The 19,750-nt window shown below is 68.1% G+C and carries 19 protein-coding genes; 14 read left to right on the top strand and 5 right to left on the bottom strand.

Annotated features, from left to right (window positions below; all coding sequences use genetic code 11):
• Nucleotides 1-12 precede the first annotated feature (12 nt).
• From atpD to ACP69V_RS01630, 3 genes are all read left to right on the top strand, one after another.
• Nucleotides 13-1,548 (top strand): F0F1 ATP synthase subunit beta, encoded by a 1,536-nt coding sequence (gene atpD, locus ACP69V_RS01640; RefSeq protein WP_409719602.1) that lies wholly within the window; start codon nucleotides 13-15, stop codon nucleotides 1,546-1,548.
• Nucleotides 1,549-1,550: 2 nt separating this feature from the next.
• Nucleotides 1,551-1,820 (top strand): ATP synthase F1 subunit epsilon, encoded by a 270-nt coding sequence (locus ACP69V_RS01635; protein WP_426022396.1) that lies wholly within the window; start codon nucleotides 1,551-1,553, stop codon nucleotides 1,818-1,820.
• A gap of 706 nt (nucleotides 1,821-2,526) precedes the next feature.
• Nucleotides 2,527-3,660: a serine hydrolase domain-containing protein gene (locus tag ACP69V_RS01630; RefSeq protein WP_426024018.1), complete on the top strand. Its 1,134-nt coding sequence runs from the start codon at nucleotides 2,527-2,529 to the stop codon at nucleotides 3,658-3,660.
• Here ACP69V_RS01630 and rarD read toward each other — a convergent pair.
• Both rarD and ACP69V_RS01620 read right to left on the bottom strand, forming a co-directional pair.
• The gene (gene rarD, locus ACP69V_RS01625; protein WP_426022395.1) at nucleotides 3,657-4,580 is read right to left on the bottom strand and encodes an EamA family transporter RarD; all 924 of its coding nucleotides are present in this window, start codon (nucleotides 4,578-4,580) and stop codon (nucleotides 3,657-3,659) included. The genes ACP69V_RS01630 and rarD overlap by 4 nt on opposite strands.
• Nucleotides 4,581-4,723: 143 nt before the next feature.
• Complete coding sequence (locus tag ACP69V_RS01620) at nucleotides 4,724-5,770, bottom strand: aspartate-semialdehyde dehydrogenase (protein WP_426022394.1); 1,047 nt, start codon at nucleotides 5,768-5,770, stop codon at nucleotides 4,724-4,726.
• A gap of 149 nt (nucleotides 5,771-5,919) precedes the next feature.
• Between ACP69V_RS01620 and zapE the strand changes: the two genes are divergently transcribed.
• Together zapE and ACP69V_RS01610 are read left to right on the top strand one after the other, a co-directional pair.
• On the top strand, nucleotides 5,920-7,011 hold the full coding sequence (gene zapE, locus ACP69V_RS01615; RefSeq protein ID WP_426022393.1) for a cell division protein ZapE: 1,092 nt from the start codon (nucleotides 5,920-5,922) through the stop codon (nucleotides 7,009-7,011).
• A gap of 36 nt (nucleotides 7,012-7,047) precedes the next feature.
• Nucleotides 7,048-7,548, top strand: coding sequence for a YbjN domain-containing protein (locus ACP69V_RS01610; protein ID WP_426022392.1), 501 nt, complete (start codon nucleotides 7,048-7,050; stop codon nucleotides 7,546-7,548).
• A 207-nt stretch (nucleotides 7,549-7,755) separates the two neighbouring features.
• Here ACP69V_RS01610 and mdh read toward each other — a convergent pair whose 3' ends face one another.
• Nucleotides 7,756-8,718 (bottom strand): malate dehydrogenase, encoded by a 963-nt coding sequence (mdh, locus tag ACP69V_RS01605; RefSeq protein WP_426022391.1) that lies wholly within the window; start codon nucleotides 8,716-8,718, stop codon nucleotides 7,756-7,758.
• A gap of 139 nt (nucleotides 8,719-8,857) precedes the next feature.
• On the opposite strand from mdh, the gene ACP69V_RS01600 reads away from it, so the two are divergent.
• On the top strand, nucleotides 8,858-9,763 hold the full coding sequence (locus tag ACP69V_RS01600; RefSeq protein WP_426022390.1) for an SIMPL domain-containing protein: 906 nt from the start codon (nucleotides 8,858-8,860) through the stop codon (nucleotides 9,761-9,763).
• The gene (locus tag ACP69V_RS01595; protein ID WP_426024017.1) at nucleotides 9,760-10,164 is read left to right on the top strand and encodes an HIT domain-containing protein; all 405 of its coding nucleotides are present in this window, start codon (nucleotides 9,760-9,762) and stop codon (nucleotides 10,162-10,164) included. The genes ACP69V_RS01600 and ACP69V_RS01595 overlap by 4 nt, the downstream gene beginning before the upstream one ends.
• 125 nt (nucleotides 10,165-10,289) lie before the next feature.
• Here the strand turns inward: ACP69V_RS01595 and ACP69V_RS01590 are convergent, their stop codons facing one another.
• Nucleotides 10,290-11,126: an aldo/keto reductase gene (locus tag ACP69V_RS01590; protein WP_372693276.1), complete on the bottom strand. Its 837-nt coding sequence runs from the start codon at nucleotides 11,124-11,126 to the stop codon at nucleotides 10,290-10,292.
• Between the two features lie 50 nt (nucleotides 11,127-11,176).
• Between ACP69V_RS01590 and ACP69V_RS01585 the strand changes: the two genes are divergently transcribed.
• A complete protein-coding gene (locus tag ACP69V_RS01585) occupies nucleotides 11,177-12,148 on the top strand; it encodes an alpha/beta fold hydrolase (protein WP_426022389.1) in 972 nt (323 codons plus the stop codon).
• 163 nt (nucleotides 12,149-12,311) lie between these two features.
• Here the strand turns inward: ACP69V_RS01585 and ACP69V_RS01580 are convergent, their stop codons facing one another.
• On the bottom strand, nucleotides 12,312-13,307 hold the full coding sequence (locus tag ACP69V_RS01580; protein WP_426022388.1) for an LLM class flavin-dependent oxidoreductase: 996 nt from the start codon (nucleotides 13,305-13,307) through the stop codon (nucleotides 12,312-12,314).
• A gap of 105 nt (nucleotides 13,308-13,412) precedes the next feature.
• On the opposite strand from ACP69V_RS01580, the gene ACP69V_RS01575 reads away from it, so the two are divergent.
• The 6 genes from ACP69V_RS01575 (at nucleotide 13,413) to ACP69V_RS01550 (ending at nucleotide 19,661) form a co-directional block, all read left to right on the top strand.
• Complete coding sequence (locus tag ACP69V_RS01575; RefSeq protein ID WP_426022387.1) at nucleotides 13,413-13,682, top strand: ribonuclease; 270 nt, start codon at nucleotides 13,413-13,415, stop codon at nucleotides 13,680-13,682.
• A 76-nt stretch (nucleotides 13,683-13,758) separates the two neighbouring features.
• Entirely contained in the window at nucleotides 13,759-14,262 is a 504-nt protein-coding gene (locus ACP69V_RS01570) for a hypothetical protein (protein ID WP_426022386.1), read from the top strand.
• Complete coding sequence (locus ACP69V_RS01565) at nucleotides 14,259-15,056, top strand: PA-phosphatase (RefSeq protein ID WP_426022385.1); 798 nt, start codon at nucleotides 14,259-14,261, stop codon at nucleotides 15,054-15,056. The genes ACP69V_RS01570 and ACP69V_RS01565 overlap by 4 nt, the downstream gene beginning before the upstream one ends.
• 1 nt (nucleotide 15,057) lies before the next feature.
• Entirely contained in the window at nucleotides 15,058-16,011 is a 954-nt protein-coding gene (locus ACP69V_RS01560; RefSeq protein WP_426022384.1) for a right-handed parallel beta-helix repeat-containing protein, read from the top strand.
• A gap of 74 nt (nucleotides 16,012-16,085) precedes the next feature.
• Nucleotides 16,086-17,939, top strand: coding sequence for a M20/M25/M40 family metallo-hydrolase (locus ACP69V_RS01555; protein ID WP_426022383.1), 1,854 nt, complete (start codon nucleotides 16,086-16,088; stop codon nucleotides 17,937-17,939).
• Nucleotides 17,940-18,020: 81 nt separating this feature from the next.
• Nucleotides 18,021-19,661 carry an MHYT domain-containing protein gene (locus tag ACP69V_RS01550; protein WP_426022382.1) on the top strand — a complete coding sequence of 547 codons (1,641 nt, stop codon included), beginning with the start codon at nucleotides 18,021-18,023 and terminating at the stop codon, nucleotides 19,659-19,661.
• Nucleotides 19,662-19,750: the final 89 nt, after the last annotated feature.

Below are 19,750 nucleotides of genomic sequence, written 5' to 3'. Positions count from 1 at the left end.
CGGACCCCAGCCATGACCGACACCGTCGCCAAAAAACCCGCCGCCAAGAAGCCCGCCGTCAAGAAGGCGCCCGCCGCCGCGACCGCGCCCGGCTCCATCGTCGCCACCGGCAAGATCGCCCAGGTCATCGGCGCCGTCGTCGACGTCGAGTTCACCGGCCATCTGCCGGCGATCCTGAACGCCCTGAACACCCAGAACGTCGACCAGAAGACGGGCGAGCCCTTCACCCTGGTTCTGGAAGTCGCCCAGCACCTCGGCGAGAACATGGTCCGCACCATCGCCATGGACACGACCGAAGGCCTGACGCGCGGTCAGCCCGTGATCGACACCGGCTCCTCGATCCAGACCCCGGTCGGACCGGGCGTGCTGGGCCGCATCATGAACGTCGTCGGCCAGCCGATCGACGAAGCCGGTCCGATCCAGACCACGCAATATCGTCCGATCCACCGCGAGGCGCCGACCTTCGAGGAGCAGACCAACTCGTCTGAAATCCTGGTCACGGGCATCAAGGTGATCGACCTGATCTGCCCCTACACCAAGGGCGGCAAGACCGGCCTGTTCGGCGGCGCCGGCGTCGGCAAGACCGTTACCATGCAGGAACTGATCAACAACATCGCCAAGGCTTACGGCGGTTATTCGGTCCTGGCTGGCGTGGGCGAGCGCACCCGCGAAGGCAACGACCTGTATCACGAGATGATCGAGTCCAACGTGAACGTGGACCCGGCCAAGAACGGCGGCTCGACCGAGGGTTCCAAGTGCGCCCTGGTCTATGGCCAGATGAACGAGCCTCCCGGCGCCCGCGCCCGCGTCGCCCTGACCGGCCTGGCCCAGGCCGAGTATTTCCGCGACGAAGAAGGCAAGGACGTCCTGCTGTTCGTCGACAACATCTTCCGCTTCACCCAGGCCGGTTCGGAAGTGTCGGCTCTGCTGGGCCGCATTCCGTCGGCCGTGGGCTATCAGCCGACGCTGGCCACCGAGATGGGCAACCTGCAAGAGCGCATCACCTCGACCAAGAAGGGCTCGATCACCTCGGTCCAGGCCATCTACGTCCCGGCCGATGACCCCACCGACCCGGCGCCCGCCGCGTCCTTCGCCCACTTGGACGCGACGACCATGCTGTCGCGTGATATCGCCGCCCAGGCCATCTTCCCCGCCGTCGATCCGCTGGACTCGACCTCGCGGATCATGGACCCGCTGGTCATCGGCGAAGAGCACTATCAGGTCGCCCGTTCGGTCCAGGAAGTGCTGCAGCAGTACAAGGGCCTGAAGGACATCATCGCCATCCTGGGCATGGACGAGCTGTCGGAAGAGGACAAGCTGGTCGTCTCGCGCGCCCGCAAGATCCAGCGCTTCCTGTCGCAGCCCTTCTTCGTGGCCGAGCAGTTCACCAACGCCCCCGGCAAGTTCGTCGAACTGGCCGACACGATCCGCTCGTTCAAGGGCATCGTCGCCGGCGACTACGACCACCTGCCGGAAGCCGCCTTCTACATGGTCGGCGCCATCGAAGAGGCCGTCGCCAAGGCCGAGAAGATGGCTTCGGAAGCCTGATCATGGCCGGCAAGCTGAACTTCTCCCTCGTCTCGCCGGAACGCGAGGTCTTCTCGGGCCTCGTCGACCAGGTGGACGCGCCGGGCGTCGAGGGCGACTTCGGCGTCCTGCCGGACCACGCCCCCTTCATGACCGCCCTGCGCGAGGGTCTGGTCACCGTCTATAACGGCGGGACCAAGATCCAGTACGACGTCCACGGCGGCTTCGCCGACGTCAACGGCGAAGGCCTGACCATCCTGGCTGAACAGGCGACCGAGGTTGTCGCGGCCTGATCCTGTCCAAGGGTCGAACGATTTGAGGCCTCCCGTTTCGGCGGGAGGCCTTTTTCATGTATTGCTGTTACGGACTTAAAAGTCGCTACAGCCATAGTTGCATGGAAGAATTGTGATGTTTCAACGCCGCCGTTGGGTTGTAGTTTGCCTTGCGGGGGTCTCGCTCGTTACGCCGGGTCTAGGTCGTGCCCAAAGCTTGGATCGACCCGCTCTGGTGGCTGAGGGCGTCAGATATTGTGTAGAGGACTGGGCGATGGGGCGGCCTGGTGCACCAGCCGCTTTCCAAGCCCAGCCGGCAACGGGGTTCATGTCTTGGGAAACGGGGTCCGGCGCCGAGAAGGTATGGGTGAACGCGAGCACGAAGGCCGATCCCGTCCAGACCGATAGGATGCAGGGCTGTTTGGTTGGCGCCGTTGCGACGGGCGGTCTGGACGCGATGTTGCCCAAGTGGTTCGAGCAACATGGCTTCATCGCCGATCATAGCCAACTCGGCTTCGGGTTCATTCGGTACGATCAGAATGAGGCGGTAACGGCCTCTTGGGTTAAACCGATAGAGGATGGAACTCCGTCAGCCCTTATGGTCATCGTGAGGCGTGGCCGCGTGCAAGAGGCGCATTGAACGCCGCCGTTTGTACCGACGATCTTAGCCGGTGCGCAGCGTTCCTACACTTCCCCCGCCAGCGGGAGACGGTCTATGACGCGTATCATGACCGATCCGATCGACATCCAAGGCTGTTGCACACCCGGCTATGAGGCCGTGCGCGAGGCGTTCGCCGCGAACTTCACCGAGGCGCCCGAGGGGCTGAACGAGCAGGCGGCGCGGTTCAGCGTGCTGGTTGAGGGCGAGGCGGTCGTCGATCTGTGGGCGGGTCATGCGGATACGGCGAAGACGACGCCGTTCACGGAGACGACCCTGACCTCGGTCTTCTCGACCGGCAAGGCGGTGATGGCGATCCTGATGGCGACGGCGGTCGAGGCGGGGCAGATCGATTATGACCAGACGGTCGCCTCGCTGTGGCCCGAGTTCGGCGCGGCGGGCAAGGCGGACGTGACCGTGGCCCAGTTGATGAGCCATCAGTCTGGCCTGCCCGGCTTCTCCGAGGCGGTCGATCCGACCATCTGGTTCGACGTGCCCGCCGTCCTGGCGCGGCTGGCGGCCCAGGCGCCGATGTGGGCGCCGGGCACGGCCTCGGGCTATCACCCCGTCACGGTCGGCTATCTGGCCAATGAGGTGTTCCGCCGTGCGACGGGGCGGACCATGGGTCAGGCCCTGCGCCAGGACTTCTCCGATCTGGATCTGTGGATCGGCCTGCCGGAAAGCGAGCACGGCCGGGTGGCGCAGATGAGGAAGCCGACCGCGGCGCCCAGCTTGGGGACCATCGATCCGATCAAACAGGCCGCCTTCCTGGATCGTGGCTCGGCGCCCGGCGGGCGGGGCTCGGCCGCATGGCGCGAGATGGAGATTCCATCGGCCAACCTGCACGGCACGGCCCTGGGGCTGGCGCGGATGCTGGGGGTGGTCGCCAACGGCGGCGTGCTCGACGGCCGGTCGGTGCTGTCGGCGGGGACGCTGGAGCAGCTGACGCGCGAACGGATCCACGGGCCGGACAAGGTGCTGCCGTTCGAGATCAGCTGGGCGGCGGGGCTGATGCGCAACGACGGGCTGAAGGTGTTCGGGCCGGACGAAGCCTTCGGGCACTATGGCTGGGGCGGGTCGATGGCCATGGCCGATCCGTCGCGCCGGTTGTCGGCGGCCTATGTGATGACGCGCCAGTCGCCGCACCTGATCGGCGACCCGCGTCCCAAACGCCTGCTGGAGGCGCTGTACGGGGCGCTCTAGACCGTTTCAGAGAGGGTGACGGCGCGCTTGGCGGCGCGTGAGCGGTTGAGCGCGCCCAGGGCGAAGACGCCGGCGCCGGCCCAGATGAAGACGAACGAGACGATGCGCAGCGGGGTCAGGGCCTCGCCCGTCAGGACGCCGCAGGCGAACTGAAGCGTGGGCGCCAGGAACTGGATGAAGCCGACGGTGGACAGGGGCAGACGCCGCGCCGACCAGGCGAACAGCACCAGCGGGATCACCGTCGCCGGCCCGTTGATCAGGGCCCAGGCCAGACCCGAGGGCGAGGCAAAGCCCACTGCCTGACCCTGGATCGTCAGCCAGGCCAGGAAGACCGCGCCGATAGGCAGCAGGACCAGGCATTCGACGAACAGGCCGGTCTGGGCCGAGGCGGGCACGCGCTTTCGGATCACCGCATAGGCGCAGAAGGTGACGGCCAGGGTCAGGCCGATGATCGGCACATGACCCAGGGCGACGGTCTGGATCACGACGCCGACGGCGGCGAGACCGATGGCGACGGCGCTCCAGCGGTCGATCTTCTCGCGGAACAGCACGGCGCCTGCCGCCATGTTGAGCAGGGGATTGATATAGTAGCCGAGGCTGGCCTCCAGCGTCGCATGGTGCGTCGTGGCGTAGACGTAGAGGCTCCAGTTCGTCGCGATCAGCAGGGCCGACAGGGCCAGCCAGGCCAGGGTGCGCGGCGTGGCCAGCACCTTTTTTGCCTCGCCCCACTGGCCGGCGAGCAGCAGAACCAGGCCCGCGATGAAGACGGACCAGACGGCCCGATGCGCCAGGATTTCGGGCGCGCCGAACCCGTTGGCCGCCATCGCCATGAACAGCAGCGGCAAGAGGCCCCACAGGGTGTAGCAGGCGATGGCCGTGCCGACCGCGCGGGGGTCGTTGGGGGTGGCGGGGGCGGTCATGGGGCGCGTGTCCTTTCACGCCCTGCCGTCACCCTCGGGCTTGACCCGAGGATCGGACGCGGCGGGCGCCTATGCGTCGCTCGTTCGCACCAGCGGCTGAACATCCGGTCCTCGGGTCAAGCCGGAGGATGACGAAAGAGAGATCACACGGTGATCGAGCGATATCCCGACGACGAGGTGATCACGCCCGTCTCGTCCAGCAGCTGGGCGATCTGGATGGCGTTCAGGGCGGCGCCCTTGCGCAGGTTGTCGGACACGACCCACAGGTTCAGGCCGTGCTCGACGGTCGGATCCTTGCGGATGCGGCTGACATAGACGCCGTGTTCGCCGGCGGCGTCGACGGGGGTGATGTAGCCGTCGTGCTCCTGCTTATCGATGACCAGCACGCCCGGCGCCTCGCGCAGGATGGCGCGGGCCTCGTCGGGTTCCATGGCGCGGTCGAACTCAATGTTCACGGCCTCTGAGTGGCCCACGAAGACCGGCACGCGCACGCAGGTCACGGTGACCTTGATGTCGGGGTCCAGCATCTTGTGCGTCTCGTCCGACATCTTCTGCTCCTCGTCGGTCGAGCCGTCCTCAAGGAAGGAACCGATGTAGGGGATGACGTTGAAGGCGATCTGTTTGGGGAACTTCTTCGGACGCGCGTCGCCCAGGCCGTAGATGGCCTTGGTCTGGTTCCACAGCTCGTCCATGCCTTCCTTACCGGCGCCGGACACCGACTGATAGGTCGAGACCACCACCCGCTTGATCTTCGCCACATCATGCAGCGGCTTCAGCGCCGTCACCAGCTGGATGGTCGAGCAGTTGGGGTTGGCGATGATGTTCTTTTTGGTCGCGTCCTTGATGGCGTCGGGGTTCACCTCCGGCACGATCAGCGGCACGTCCGGGTCCTTGCGGAAGGCCGAGGAGTTGTCGATCACGATCGGGCCGGCCTTGCCGATCTTTTCCGACCATTCCTTGGACACCGCGCCGCCGGCGGACATCAGGACGATATCGACGGTCGAGAAGTCGAACTGTTCGATGTCCTGGCATTTGATGGTCTTGTCGCCGAACGAGACCTCGACGCCCTTGGACTTGCGCGAGGCGATGGCGTGGATGGTGTCGACGGGGAATTCGACCTCTTCCAGAATGTTCAGCATTTCGCGGCCCACATTGCCCGTGGCTCCGACGATGGCGACGCGATAACCCATGATGCTTGGTCCTTCGGACGCGCTACGCTCGGCTCAGCGGAGCCTCGCTACTTGAGCGCATTTTTGGTGTGGTGGTTGGGGACTGCAATTAGGCGTTCGCAGCCGCGAAGCAATCGCTTTTCGGTTCGGGGGACTTTAAGCAGGGCCGCATGACCTCCCGCATCCGCAACGCCTACGATATCCGCGTGGAAGAGGGCGTGCTGACGCCCGATCCGGCGCAAAGCGCTGTGATCGCGGCGCTGGAGCGGCTGGAGGTCGATCTGGCCAGGCGCGGCCTCTTCGGCAAGGCGCCGGAGGTGCGGGGCATCTATCTCTACGGGCCGCCGGGGCGGGGCAAGTCGATGCTGATGGACCTGTTCTATTCGGCGACGCCCGAGCCGCGAAAGACCCGCGCCCACTTCCACGCCTTCATGGCCCGCATCCACGACCTGGTGAAACAGTGGCGCGAGGGGGATGCGAGGACGCGCAAGGCCGTGTTCGGCACCCATAAGGGCGACGACCCAATCCCCCCCATCGCCAGGCTGATCGCGTCGGAAGCCCGGCTGCTGTGTTTCGACGAACTGCAGGTGACGGATATCGCCGACGCCATGATCCTGGGCCGGCTGTTCGAGGCCCTGTTCGAGGACAAGGTGGTGCTGGCCATCACCTCGAACCGGGCGCCCGAGGACCTGTACAAGAACGGCATCAACCGCCAGCTGTTCGTCCCCTTCATCGACATCATTCGCGAGCGTTGCGCGGTGGTGGAGATGGCCGGGGCGCGCGACTGGCGGCTGGACCGGATGACCTCGGCCCAGGTGTGGCACACGCCCGACGACCGCGCAGGCTTCGAGGATCTGTGGCGTGAGCTGAAGGGCGGCGAGCCCGAGGAGCCGGCGCACCTGACCGTGCTGGGCCGCGACGTGGTGGTGGAGCGCACCGTCGGCTCGATGGCGCGGGCGACGTTCGCCGAGCTGTGCAGCAAACCGCTGGGGCCGCAGGACTATCTGGCCGTCGCCCAGCGGTTCCACACCCTGTTTCTGGAAGACGTGCCGATCCTGAGCTCGGCCAACCACCACGAGGCGCGGCGTCTGGTGACCCTGGTGGACGCGCTCTATGAGGCCAAGACCAAGCTGATCGTGCTGGCGGCGGCCAAGCCCGAGGCCCTCTATACAGAAGGGGTGGGGGCGTTCGAGTTCGAGCGCACCGTGTCGCGGTTCAACGAGATGCAGAGCAAGGACTGGCTGGCGCACGTGCGTGACTGACGGCTAGGGTGGGGGGCTGACCTTCGGAGAGTTTCCATGCGCCGCCTCGCCCTCGCCGCCGCCCTTGCCTTGATCGTACCGCCCATGACGGCGGGGGCGGCCCTGGCCCAGACGGCGCCGGCGACGGCCAGTCGCGGTCTGACGCCGGCCGAGGTCGGGGCCTGGATCACCGGGCTGGGCGGTCGCGTCGGGCCGGTGCAGACTGAGAACGGTCTGACCTTCTTCACCGTGACCAATGCGGGCCTGACCTGGGCGGTGTTCTTCTACGGCTGCGAGGCGGGCGTCTGCGGCGAGGTTCAGTTCAGCGCCGTCGTGCCGGGCGCCGGCGCGACGCTGGACAAGGTCAACGCCTGGAACCGCGACAACCGCTATCTGAAGGCCTTCCATACTGCTGCGGCGACCCCCACGGCGACGGCGCAATACGACGTCGTCGTGCTGTCGGGCGAAGGCGTGGCGCAACTGGCGGACCCGCTGGCGGTGTGGCTGCAACTGCTGCCGAAGTTCGCTGGCGAGATGGGCTATGTGGCGCCGCAATGATTTCCCTCTCCCGATGGGAGAGGGCTTGAGCACGCGGCGGCGATAGCCGTCGTTCTGGTGCGAAAGGGTGAGGGTCGCGCTCGTGCGACTGGCCCACCACCCGACCCTCATCCGGCCCTGCGGGCCACCTTCTCCCAAGGGGAGAAGGGAGAAAGAAAAAGGGCCGCGGATTGCTCCGCGGCCCTTCGTCATTCGACAGAGGGTGGCTTAAGCCAGCGAGGCGTCGATATCCTTGCAGGCTTGCAGCAGGCCCTGGACGGAGGCGACGGACTTTTCGAACATCGCCTTTTCTTCGTCGTTGGTGGTGAACTCGATCACCTTCTCCACGCCGCCGGCGCCGATCAGGGCGGGGACGCCGACGTAGAGGTCTGACAGGCCGTATTCGCCCGACAGCCAGACGGCGCAGGGCAGGACGCGCTTCTGGTCCAGCAGGTAGGACTTGGCCATGGCGATGGCCGATTCAGCGGGCGCGTAGAAGGCCGAGCCGGTCTTCAGCAGGGCGACGATCTCGCCGCCGCCCTTGCGGGTGCGGTCGACGATGGCGTCCAGATCGGCTTGGCTCAGCAGGCCGGCGGCGACGGCGTCGGGGAGGGGCAGGCCGCCGACGGTCGAGTGGCGCACCATCGGCACCATGTCGTCGCCATGACCGCCCAGGGTCCAGGCGTGGATGTCCTGAACCGAGACGCCGGTCTTTTCAGCCAGGAAGTAGGCGAAGCGGGCCGAGTCCAGCACGCCAGCCATGCCGACGACCTTCTCCTTGGGCAGGCCCGAGAACTTCTGCAGGGCCCAGACCATGGCGTCGAGCGGGTTGGTGATGCAGATGACGAAGGCATTGGGGGCGTGGGCCTTGATGCCTTCGCCGACGGCCTTCATGACCTTCAGGTTGATGCCGATCAGGTCGTCGCGGCTCATGCCCGGCTTGCGCGGCACGCCGGCGGTGACGATGCAGACGTCGGCGCCCGCGATGTCGGCGTAGTCATTGGCGCCCTTGAGCGACACGTCCGAACCGAAGACGGCGGTGGCCTCGGCGATGTCGAGGGCTTTGCCTTGTGGCGTGCCTTCGGCGATGTCGAACAGGATCACGTCGCCCAGGGCTTCGCGCGCGGCCACGTGGGCCAGGGTTCCGCCGATCATGCCGGCGCCGATAAGGGCGATCTTCGCGCGAGCCATGGATGTCTCCGTTTATTGCGTGTGCGAAATGGGGATTAATCGTGCGGGCGGTCTAGACCCCTCAAGCGGCTGTCGCAAGAACCTCGCTTTACGGCCTTGGTCAGGCTTGCGAAGGTCCGGCCCCAACCGGAGGATTTGGATGCGCCCTTCTCTCGCTTTCGCCCTGCTGCTGGGCGCCGCGCCCGTCGTCTCGTCTGCGCCGGTTCTGGCCCAGACGCCCCCCGCCACCATTGGCGACCGCTACATTCCCGCCCCTTGGTGGATGCGCGATCCGGTGATCGCCTCGGTCGGCCAGGTGCGGGTCGAGATCCAGGCCAACCGCGCCTTCGTCTCCGCCAGCTTCCAGTCGGTGGACCGCAGCGTAACGGAGGCCTCGCGCGCCGCCGCCGACCAGGTGCGGGCGCTGAGCCAGGCGCTGTCGGCCTATGGGGCGGACAAGGTGCGGGTCGGGACCAGCGTCACCACCCGGCCCCTCTATGACCAGTACCGCGACGAGAACGGGGTGATGCGCGACAACACCCGCGCCGACCGCGTGGCCCGCTATCAGGCCGACGCCTCGGTCAGCGTGACGGTGCGCGACGTGCGCCTGATCGAGCGGGTCTATGCGACGATCGTGGCCTCGCGTCCGACGTCGATCGGTCAGGTGAACTTCCAGCTTGAGCCGGAAAACAGCTGGAAGGCCAATCTTCAGGCCGAGGCGATGAAGGATGCGCGGCGCCGGGCCGAGGCGGCGGCGACGAATGCGGGCGCGACCCTGGGGCGGGTCAAGATCATCGATCCGTCGGGACGGGTCTGTCAGACGGACGTGCTGGCGGGTTGGCCCTCCTATGCCGCCGGGGGACAGGCGACGACGGTGGACGAAATTGTGGTGACCGGATCGCGGGTCAGGGCAGAGGCGGCCTTCGCTCCGCCTCCCGCCCCCCCTGCGCCGATGGCCGGCGGGGCAGGCCCCAGCGAGGCGGACATAGAGGCGGCGCGGCTGGCGCTGCAACCGCCGTTGCAGACCCTGACCGACAGCGCCTGCGTCATCTACGGGCTGAACTGATGGGGTTTGAGGTCGCGCCGGCCTTCGAGGCCGGGTCGGTCGCCGCCGCCGAATGGCCGCTGTGCCAGGTGCGGCTGCAGGACGATGCGCGGTTTCCCTGGCTGATCCTGATCCCGCGCGTCGAGGGGGCGGTGGAGCTGGAGGATCTGAGCGTCGAGCAGCGGGCGATGCTGATGGAGGAGACGGTGCGGGCCGGGGCGCTGGTTCGGCGGCTGGGTGTGGTGGAGAAGCTGAACGTCGGCGCCATCGGCAATGTGACGGCTCAGCTGCATGTCCATGTGGTCGGGCGGAGGCGCGACGACGGCCTTTGGCCCGATCCGGTGTGGGGGCGAGGGCCGGCTGCTCCGTATACGGATGAAGAGCGGGTTCGGCTGATGTCCATCCTGAGTTCGTCATCCTAGGCCTTGTGCCTAGGATCCACACTCCCGGTTTCGCCGATGGCGCACTCTGCGGACGCACAGGGAGTCTGGATCCTCGCCACAAGGGCGAGGATGACGGGGTTAAGGGCCGGGTCGCGCCATGACCCTTAGATAATATCCAGCGGCACCGCGTGGTTCGGAGCCCGGAACGCCTCGTCCAGGCGTTCCAGGTCTTCCAGGTCGAACTGGATTTCCAGGGCGTCGGCATTGGCCTCGACGTGTTCGACGGAGCTGGCCTTTGGGATGGCGATGACGCCGTCGTGGCGCAGCACGGCGGCGAGGGCGACCTGGGCGGGGCTGGCCGAATGGCGGTTGGCGATGTCGCGGATCAGGGGCTGTTCCAGCAGTTCGCCGCGTCCCAAGGGCGAATAGGCCATCATCGGCATGTCGCGCGCCTGCATCCAGGGCAGCAGGTCGAACTCCACCCCGCGCGAGGCCAGATTATAGAGCAGCTGGTTGGCGGCGCAGTCCTCGCCCCCCTCGATCTCCATCAGCTGTTCCATGGCCCGCAGGTCCAGGTTGGACACGCCCCAGCGGGCGATCATCCCCTCATCGACCAGGTCGCGGAAGGCCTCGACGGTCTCCTCCAGCGGGACGTTGCCTTCCCAGTGCAGCAGATAGAGATCCAGCCGTTCGACGCCGAGCCGTTCCAGCGACTTCTCGCAGGCCAGCATCATCTTCATCTCCGAGGCGTTCTCGGGCCGGACCTTGGAGACCAGGAAGACCTCGTCGCGGCGGTCGGCGATGACCTCGCCCACCAGCCGTTCGGAGCGGCCGTCGCCATACAGTTCAGCCGTGTCGATCAGGGTCATGCCCAGGTCGATGCCGCGGGCCAGGGCCTGCTGCTCCTCGTCGCGCCAGGCCGGGTCGTCGCCCAGCTCCCAGGTGCCTTGGCCGAGGGCGGGAACGGTCGTACCGTCCGCAAAGGTGACGAGGCGGGTCATGTCCGTCCTGACGAAAACTAGAAGCGGCGAAGACCGCGAAAGAGGGTGGAATGCGAACGCGGCTTATCAAGACCGACGGCCTGGTCCAACAGGTTCTGGACGCCGGGTTCGAGGACCCCAACGCGCCGCTGGTCCTGCTGATCCACGGCTTTCCCGAACTGGGGGTCAGCTGGCGGGCCCAGGTCGAGGCCTTGTCCCAGGCAGGATACCACGTCGTCGCCCCCGACATGAGGGGTTATGGCGGGACCGAGAAGCCGGCGGGGGTGGAGGCCTATTCCATCCTGCATCTGGTCGGGGATATGGTCGATCTGGTCCGGGCGCTGGGCAAGGCGTCCTGCGTCGTCGTGGGTCACGACTGGGGCGCACCGGTGGCCTGGCATTGCGCCCTGTTGAGGCCCGACCTGTTCACGGCCGTGGCGGGCCTGTCGGTGCCGTTCCAGCCGCGCCGGCTTAAAGGACCGCCCACCGCCGCCATGGCCGCGATCTCGAAACGGGCCGGGCTGGGCGATCTCTACATCAGCCGGTTCCAGGCGCCGGACGCCCACATGGCGATGGACGCCGATCCGGCGACGGCGTTGAGGAAGCTGTTCTACGCCTATGACGGGGCGACCCCGGCGGATCGGCGCTCCACCGGCTTCATGCCGCAAGGCGTGGATTTGCTCGACACCATCGACGATGCAGCGACCCTGCCGCCGTGGATGAGCGAGGCGCATTTCGGCGAGTATGTGCAGGCGTTTTCGGCGGGCGGGTTCGACGCGCCGCTGAACTGGTACCGCGCGATGGACCTGAACTGGTCGCTAACGGCCTTCGTGCAGGACCAGAAGATCACCCCGCCCGCGCTTTTCATCGTCGGCGAGGACGATCCGGTGCGCCATTACGCCGGCGGGCATGAGGAGGGGCTGAAGGACTGGGCGCCGGGGCTGACCCGTTCGGTGGTCGTGCCTGGGGCGGGGCACTGGATCCAGCAGGAGCGGGCGGACGAGGTGAGCGGGCTGCTGGTCGAGTTTTTGGACGGGCTTTGAAACCTGTACCTTCTCCCATTGGGAGAAGGTGGCTCGAAGAGCCGGATGAGGGTCGGTCGGTGGGCCAGTTCGCACAGTCGCAACCCTCACCCTTTCGCGCCAGAACGACGGCTATCGCCGCCGTGCGCTCAAGCCCTCTCCCAACGGGAGAGGGTGATTAGGTTTAGGCAGCCGCCATCCGCTCGCGCGCCTCGGCGACGATTTCGAGGCTGTGGATGCGGGCGGCGTTGTCGAACATCATGCCGGTGACCATCAGCTCGTCCACGCCAGTCAGGGCGATGAAGTCAGAGAGCTGTCGCTTGACCGTCTCGGGCCCGCCGACGGCGGAATAGAGCAGGCGACCTTTTGCGCCCTCGATCTGTTGCGGCGTCAGGACGGTGGTGATGTCGTCGACCGGCGGGGGCAGTTTGCCGGGCTTTCCGGTCGAGAGGCGCGCGAAGCTCTGCTGCATCGAGGTGGACAGGCGCACGCCTTCTTCGTCGGTGTCGGCGGCGAAGACGTTGATCGCGGCCATGGCGTGAGGCTTGGCCAGGCGGTCAGACGGGGTGAAGGTGCGGCGATAAAGCGCCAGGGCCTCAAGCAGCAGTTCGGGCGCGAAATGGCTGGCGAAGGCGTAGGGCAGGCCCAGCTGACCGGCCAGCTGGGCGCTGAACAGGCTGGAGCCCAGCAGCCAGACGGGGACGCGCAACCCGGCGCCGGGCACGGCGCGGACGGGCTGGTTCTCGGACGCCGGTTCGAACCACTGGATCAGCTCGACCACGTCGCGCGGGAATTGGTCGGCGCCTTCGAAATAGCGACGGAGCGCACGGGCGGTAGCGCCGTCCGTGCCGGGCGCGCGACCCAGGCCGACGTCGATCCGTCCGGGAAACAGGGTCTCCAGCGTGCCGAACTGTTCGGCGACGACCAGGGGCGCGTGATTGGGCAGCATGACCCCGCCGGAGCCGACGCGAATACGCTGCGTCCCCGCCGCCACATGGCCGATGACGATGGAGGTCGCGGCGCTGGCGATGCCGGGCATGTTGTGGTGCTCGGCCAGCCAGAACCGCTCGTAGCCGAGACGGTCGGCGGCCTGGGCCAGGGCCAGGGTTTCGTCCAGGCCGCGGCGGGCGTCGCCGCCTTCGACGATGGGGGAGAGGTCAAGAACTGAGAACGGGATCATGACGCCTAGATCGGGGCTGTCCGCCGAGGTTCAAGGGCGCGGCGGCGGAACCGCAACCGGGTCGGGCGCTTTAAGACTCAAATCCTCACTACGGAGACCTGCGCCATGACGGACATCGATCCCAACAAGCCCGAAGTGGATTGCGACGACGCAAGAGAGGCCGCCGACATGGGCGAAAAGCCGGATTTGGGGCACAAGGCGGACACGCTGATCGACGCCCTGGACGGCAGCGATTCGGGATCGGACACGCGGGCAGGATCGCTGCGGGGCGGATCGGCCTCAGGATCGGACGACGATCCCGATTCGCGCGTGATCAACGAGGCCCTGGCGGACGAGGGACGCGAGTCCGCCGATGCGGTCGAGCGTGGCGACTGACGACGGCGCCTTGCTGCCGCCGCACGCATGCGCCACGGTGGCGCTTCGACCAAATTAGGTCAGGGACGATCTCTCGATGACGCTTCGTAGGGCGGCAGCCGCCGCCGTGGTTTTGTTCTGTATCGCCGGATGCGACCGCACGGCCAAGCCGGCCGATGCGAAACAGGCGCCCGATGCGGCCGCGCCTGCGGTGGTTGCAGAGACGCCGACGCCTGACCCTGTGGCGCCGTCCGCCGACGCCCCCGTTGCGGGTGCGCCTGCGGTCGACGGCGCGCCGGTCTTTGCGGCGCTTTATCCGGGCGCCCAGGTCGAGGGACAGCCGCTGCTGGCCGGCGGCGAAGCGGGCGCCGGCGGTCTGGTCACCTTCACCACCGACGCCTCGCCCGATCAGGTTGTGGCCTTCTATCGCGAGCGGGCGGAGGCGGCGGGGCTGCGGTCCGTCACGGGCATGAACCAGGGCGAGGCGCGGGCCTATGGCGCGGCGGGCGACCAGGCGAACGGGCCGTCGCTCCAGGTCGTGGCGGCGCCCACGGATGCGGGCGCGACCTCGGTCCAGCTGGGCTGGAGCGCCGGGCAGTGAGGCCGGTCGCCGCCCTGGGCGCGGCGACGGCGATCCTGCTGGTCGTCGGTTGCGCCGGCGCCCCGAAACCGGTCGTGACGATGCCGAGCGAGGGATTTCTGGCCGAGGCGGCGATCGCGCGGCTGGCCGATACGGTTCCGCCGCCGCCTGTGGTCGGGTCGGCCCAGGACCTGGCGGACAAGGCGGCCTCCGCGCGCTATGTCGCGCTGGAAGACAGCGATCGCTGGCTGCTGGCGACCTCTCACGCGGAACTGCGTCCGCCCCTGGCCCTGCAGCATTTCGACTGCGCCCTGGGCGTGCGGCTGGGGTCGGCCGAGACGCCGACGCTGGATCGGCTGATGGCGCGCGTGTTTCATGACGCGAACAGCGTGGCGGAACGGGTGAAGGCGCGACAGGCGCGGCCCCGACCGGTCGGCGACGATCCCCGACGGCGCGCCTGTCAGGTCGTGAACGCCGCCGCGCGACAAGGCGCCTCCTATCCGTCGGGCAGCGCCGCCGTCGGCATGGCCTATGGCGAGGCCTTCGTTGCGTTGGAGCCGGATCGGGCCGAGGCCGTGCGACGAATCGGCCATCAGATCGGCGTCAGCCGCCTGATCTGCGCCATGCATTATCCGACCGACGTGGCTGTAGGCGAGGAGATCGGCCGGGCCGTCGTCGTCGAGGTCGTGCAGACGCCTGCCTTCAAAGCGGATGCCGCGGCGGCGCGAGCGGAACTTGAGGCCGCGCGTCGCAGCGGCCGGACCAACCCCGGCTGCGCGGCCGAACGCGCGGCCCTGGCGACCGTCCTGCCCTGACATGGCGCTGTGGCTCGCCATGGCCGCTCTGGCGTTACAGGCGCCGCCCGCCGACCGGCCCTGCACGGCGCAGGAACAGCGCGACCTGACGACGCCGTCAGACCAGCCCTATCGTCTCAGGTGCCGGGCCCAACTGTCTGGAGCCGACGTTCGCCGCCGCGTCCTGATCGAGGGCGCCGAGGCGTCGGGCGCGTCGCTGGACTGCGGCGGGGGCGCTGTCCGCGCGCCGGGCCAGGCGACGACCTCTGCCCCGACCGTGGCCGTTTGGTCCCGTCGTGACGGAGAACGATGGTCGCGGCCGGTCGATGTCACGGTGCGCAACTGCACAGTCGTCGGCAATGTGCGGATCTGGGGCATGGGGGCGGGCGGGTCGATGCGCGACCTGCTGGCCTCCTCGCGCACCGCCGGTCATACGCAGGCGGCCCAGTCTGCGGCGCCGATCCGGGTCACCCTGGACCGGGTGCGGTTCGAGGGCGTCGGGACCATTCCCCTCTATGTCGGGCCGGGCGTGACGCGCACGACGGTGACGCGTTCGACCTTTTCCGGGCGTTCGACCTCGACCGCCGTCTATCTGGACGCCGAGAGCGCGGGCGCGCTGATTCAGGACAACGATTTCGACATCCGAACTGGGCGCGAGCAGATCGCCGTGGACGGATCGGGCGCCAACCGCATCGTCGGCAACCGGCTGGCCCTGGGCGGTAAGGGCGGGGTGTTCCTGTACCGAAACTGCGGCGAGGACGGGGTGATCCGGCACCAGACGCCGTCCTATAATCAAATCACGGACAATATCTTCACCGGCGCCGGCTGGCTGCGTCCGCGCGCGGTGGTGATCGGGTCTCGCGAGGGCGGGCGGCGCTATTGCGGGGACGACCGGGGGTGGCCGTTCGGGTCCAGCGCGAACGACGGCGATGGCGCCACGGGCAATGTGGCGGCGCGCAATATCGTCCGGCGGTGAGGCCTTTGCGCCGCACTTGCGAAACCTCGCGGTTCGAGGCTGACTGAGCGCATGATCGATCGGGGGATTTGAGTATGCGGCTGGTCCTGTTTCTCGCGTCCCTGGCCGCCGCCCTGGGACTGGCCGTAATCGCTAGTCAGACGCCCGCGCCCCTGCCGACCTCGACGCCCGCCATCGGCTTTTCCGCCGAGCGGGCCATGGCCGATGTGCGCCGCATCGCCCGCGCGCCCCATCCTGTCGGATCGGCCGAACATCAGCGGGTCCAGGCCTATCTGGTCCAGCGGCTGGCCGCCCTGGGGCTGCAGCCCAGCCTGCAATCCGGCGCCCTGTCGCCGGCCGCTGTGGCGCGGATCGAGAAGGACGGCGGCGACGCCGGCGCGCTGAGAGCCGTCAATATCATCGGAGTTCTGCCGGGGCGAGATCCCGGCCTGCCCGCCGTCGCCCTGATGGCCCATTACGACAGCGTGCCGAACTCGCCGGGGGCCGCCGACGATGCGAGCGGCGTCGCCGCGATCCTGGAGGCGGTGCGGGCGATCAAGGCGCGGGGCGGGGCGGACAGGACGCTGGTCGTGCTGCTGACCGATGCCGAGGAGCTGAACCTGGACGGGGCGCGGGCCTTCTTCAGCGAGCATCCGTTGCGCGACCGCATCGGGGCCGTGATCAATCTGGAGGCGCGGGGCGGCGGCGGGCGCGCCATGATGTTCGAGACCGGCCCCGGCAACGCCGAGACCATCGCCCGCTACGCCCAGGCGACGCGCAAGGCGACCGGCGGCCCGTCCAGCAACGCCCTGGCGATCTTCATCTATCGGCTGATGCCCAACGGCACGGATTTCACGGTGGCGGCGGGGCGCGAACTGGCGGGCATCAACCTGGCCTTCATCGGCCGCCCGGCCCAGTACCATTCGCCGTCCTCTACGCCCGAGGCTCTGGACCAGGGCAGTCTGCAGCATATCGGGTCGCAGGCCCTGGAGACCGCCGACGCCTTCCTGCGTGCGCCGACCCTGCCCCAGGCGACGCAGAATGCGGTCTATGCCGATGTGTACGGCCTGTTCGTCGTGCGTCACCCGCCGGTCGTCGGCTGGATGCTGCTGGTCGTGGCCGGGCTGGCGACCGCCTTCGCCGCCTGGGGCGCGCATCATGCGACGGGGCTGAGGGCGATGTCGGTGGTGCGGGGCGCGACGGATGGACTGTGGCTGCTGGCCAGCGCCGTGGTCGTCGGCCAGGCCGTACGGGTGCTGGCCGGACCGGTCGGCGGCCGGATCGATTCGGCTGACACCTATTACACCCTGCTGCGCCGCCTGCCGATGCTGGAGGTCGGTGTGGCGCTGGCGATGCTCTCCCTGGTTCTGGTGGCGGCGGGGGGACGGGAGCGCATCGGCCAAAGGGTCATAGTCGGAGTAGTCGCCGCGGCGGCGGTGCTTGCGACGGCTCTGGGCGGTTTCAGCCTGCTGGTCGTCGGGGCGGCGGTGGTCGCTGTGGGGTTCAGCCTGTGGCCTTCGGACGAGGACCGGACGACCTGGGGCGGCTGGCTGGGCTTGATCGTGCTGGTGCTGATCCTGGGCGGGTTGATCCAGGCCGTGGCGCCCGAGGCGGCCTTCCTCTTCCTCTGGTCCGGCCTGATCGCGGCGCTCGCCGCAGCGATTGCGGCCGTGATCGGGGCCCGGCTGACATCCTGGCGCGCCTTGATCCCGGCGGCGGTCGCAACCGTGGCCGTGGGCGGATGGCTGCTTGTCCAGGGCCACGGCGTGTTTCTGGGCGTCGGCATGGACCTGCCCGGCGCCCTGGGTCTGATCGCCCTGTTGGTGGTGCTGACGGCCCGGCCGCTGGCGCCGACATCGGCAGGCGAGGTGCGGGTAGTTAGCTTGCTCGCCTCCGTCGGCCTGCTGACGGGCTGCGCCGTGGCGCTGGCGGCCCGGTTCGTCTCCTGACGCCGCCGTGATTTCCGGGTCGTAGGGGTCATCGATCCGGGTTATGGGTGCGGCTGTTTTTCTTCCGGAGCCCAGGCGCGCTTGCACCACGCATACGTCAATCCGTTCACCGTCCTGTCGCTGGCGATTGCGATCCTGGGCGCGTGGACGGCTCTGGACCTGTTCAATCGGACCCGCAGCCACCTGGGCGCGGCGCGATTGCGCTGGCTGGGCGTCGCCGCCCTGGCTTTGGGCGTCAGCATCTGGTCGATGCATTTCCTCGCCATGCTGGGTTTCCATGTCGAGGAGCCGGTTTCCTATGACGCCGGCCTGACGCTGGTCTCGTTCCTGCTGGCGACGGCCGGCACGGCGGCGGCCTTTCTGGCGGCGGGAACGGCGGGGCCCGCAGCATGGCGACTGGCGCCGGCGGCGCTGTTGATGGGCGGCGCGATCGTCGCCATGCACTATGTCGGCATGGCCGCGATGCGGCTGAATGCGACCCTGACCTATCGGCCGGGGCTGGTCGCCTTGTCGGTGGTCGTCGCCGTGGTCGCCGCCTATGCCGCCCTGATCGCCGCCCGTCAGGAGCGCGACCGGGCCTGGCGCGGCGTCGCCGCCGTCATCCTGGGGTTGGCCATCGTCTCCATGCACCATATCGGCATGGCGGCCCTGACGGTGACCGCCAACGCCGGCGGGGCGCCGGTCGAGGGCGGGGCCTCTCCGGTGGTGCTGGCGGTCGCGGTGACGGCGGGCGCGGTCACCCTTTTGTTTCTCGCCGTCGGCGCTTCCATGGCGGACCAGAGGGCTAATGTCCTGGCCGCCGTCGACGCCGGAGGCGTCGGCTTCTGGGAGGCGACGCTGCCGATGAAGGCGCCGGTCATGTCCCGCAGAGCCAGGGAGATTCTGTCCATCGACCCCGCCGAGCGCCTCGGCCCCAGTGAAATCGGCGACCGCCTGTCGCCAGAGGACCTGCCGCGGCATCGCCAGGCGCTGGAACAGGCCATCGCGGGGACCGACGAATACGATCAGGAATGGTTCCTGCCGGGGGCCGGCCGATGGATTCATCTGCGCGGGCGGTTGATCCGCAGTCGCTCGGGGCGGCCCCTGAAGATGTCCGGCGTGATCACCGACATCACCGACCGCCGAGAGGCCTTCGCCGCCCTGGCCGACAGCGAACGGTTGCAGTGGTTGTTGATCAACGAGCTGAATCACCGGGTCAAGAACACCTTGGCGACGGTGCAGTCGATCGCCCGACAGACCGCCCGGCGGACGCCTGACGTGGCCACCTTCACCACCCTGTTCGAGGCGCGGCTTCTGGCATTGTCCAACACCCAGAACCTGCTGACGGCCGGCAACTGGGAACGCGTCGATCTGCTCGCCATGCTAGCACAGGAACTGGCGCCCTATGCCGAGGAACAGGTGCGCCTGACCGGCCCCGACGTCGATCTGAACGCCCAGCAGACATTGGGGATGGGGATGGTGTTCCATGAGTTGGCGGTGAACGCCGCGAAATACGGCGCCCTGGCGAATGCGACGGGATGCGTTCGCGTCGATTGGTCGGTGACGGACCGTCACCTTCTGCTGGATTGGGTCGAAAGCGGCGGGCCGCAGGTGCAGCCGCCACAGCGTCGGGGCTTCGGCTCGGCCCTGATCGAGTCCACCGTCAACCGATCTCTGGGCGGGTCGGCGGCCTTGGCCTATCTGCCCGAAGGCCTCAGCTTCAGCCTGAGGTTGCCGTTGTAGCCTGCGTCAAAAACGGACGTGGCTTTTCGATGTTCTTGTTTTGATCGACGAGAACATCTTGTGAACCAGAACAAACCATGCACATAGTC

It is taken from the genome of Brevundimonas sp. PWP3-1b1, from assembly GCF_049896065.1.
Lineage (GTDB): Bacteria > Pseudomonadota > Alphaproteobacteria > Caulobacterales > Caulobacteraceae > Brevundimonas > Brevundimonas intermedia_B.
This window is presented reverse-complemented; position numbering and strand designations above follow the sequence as displayed.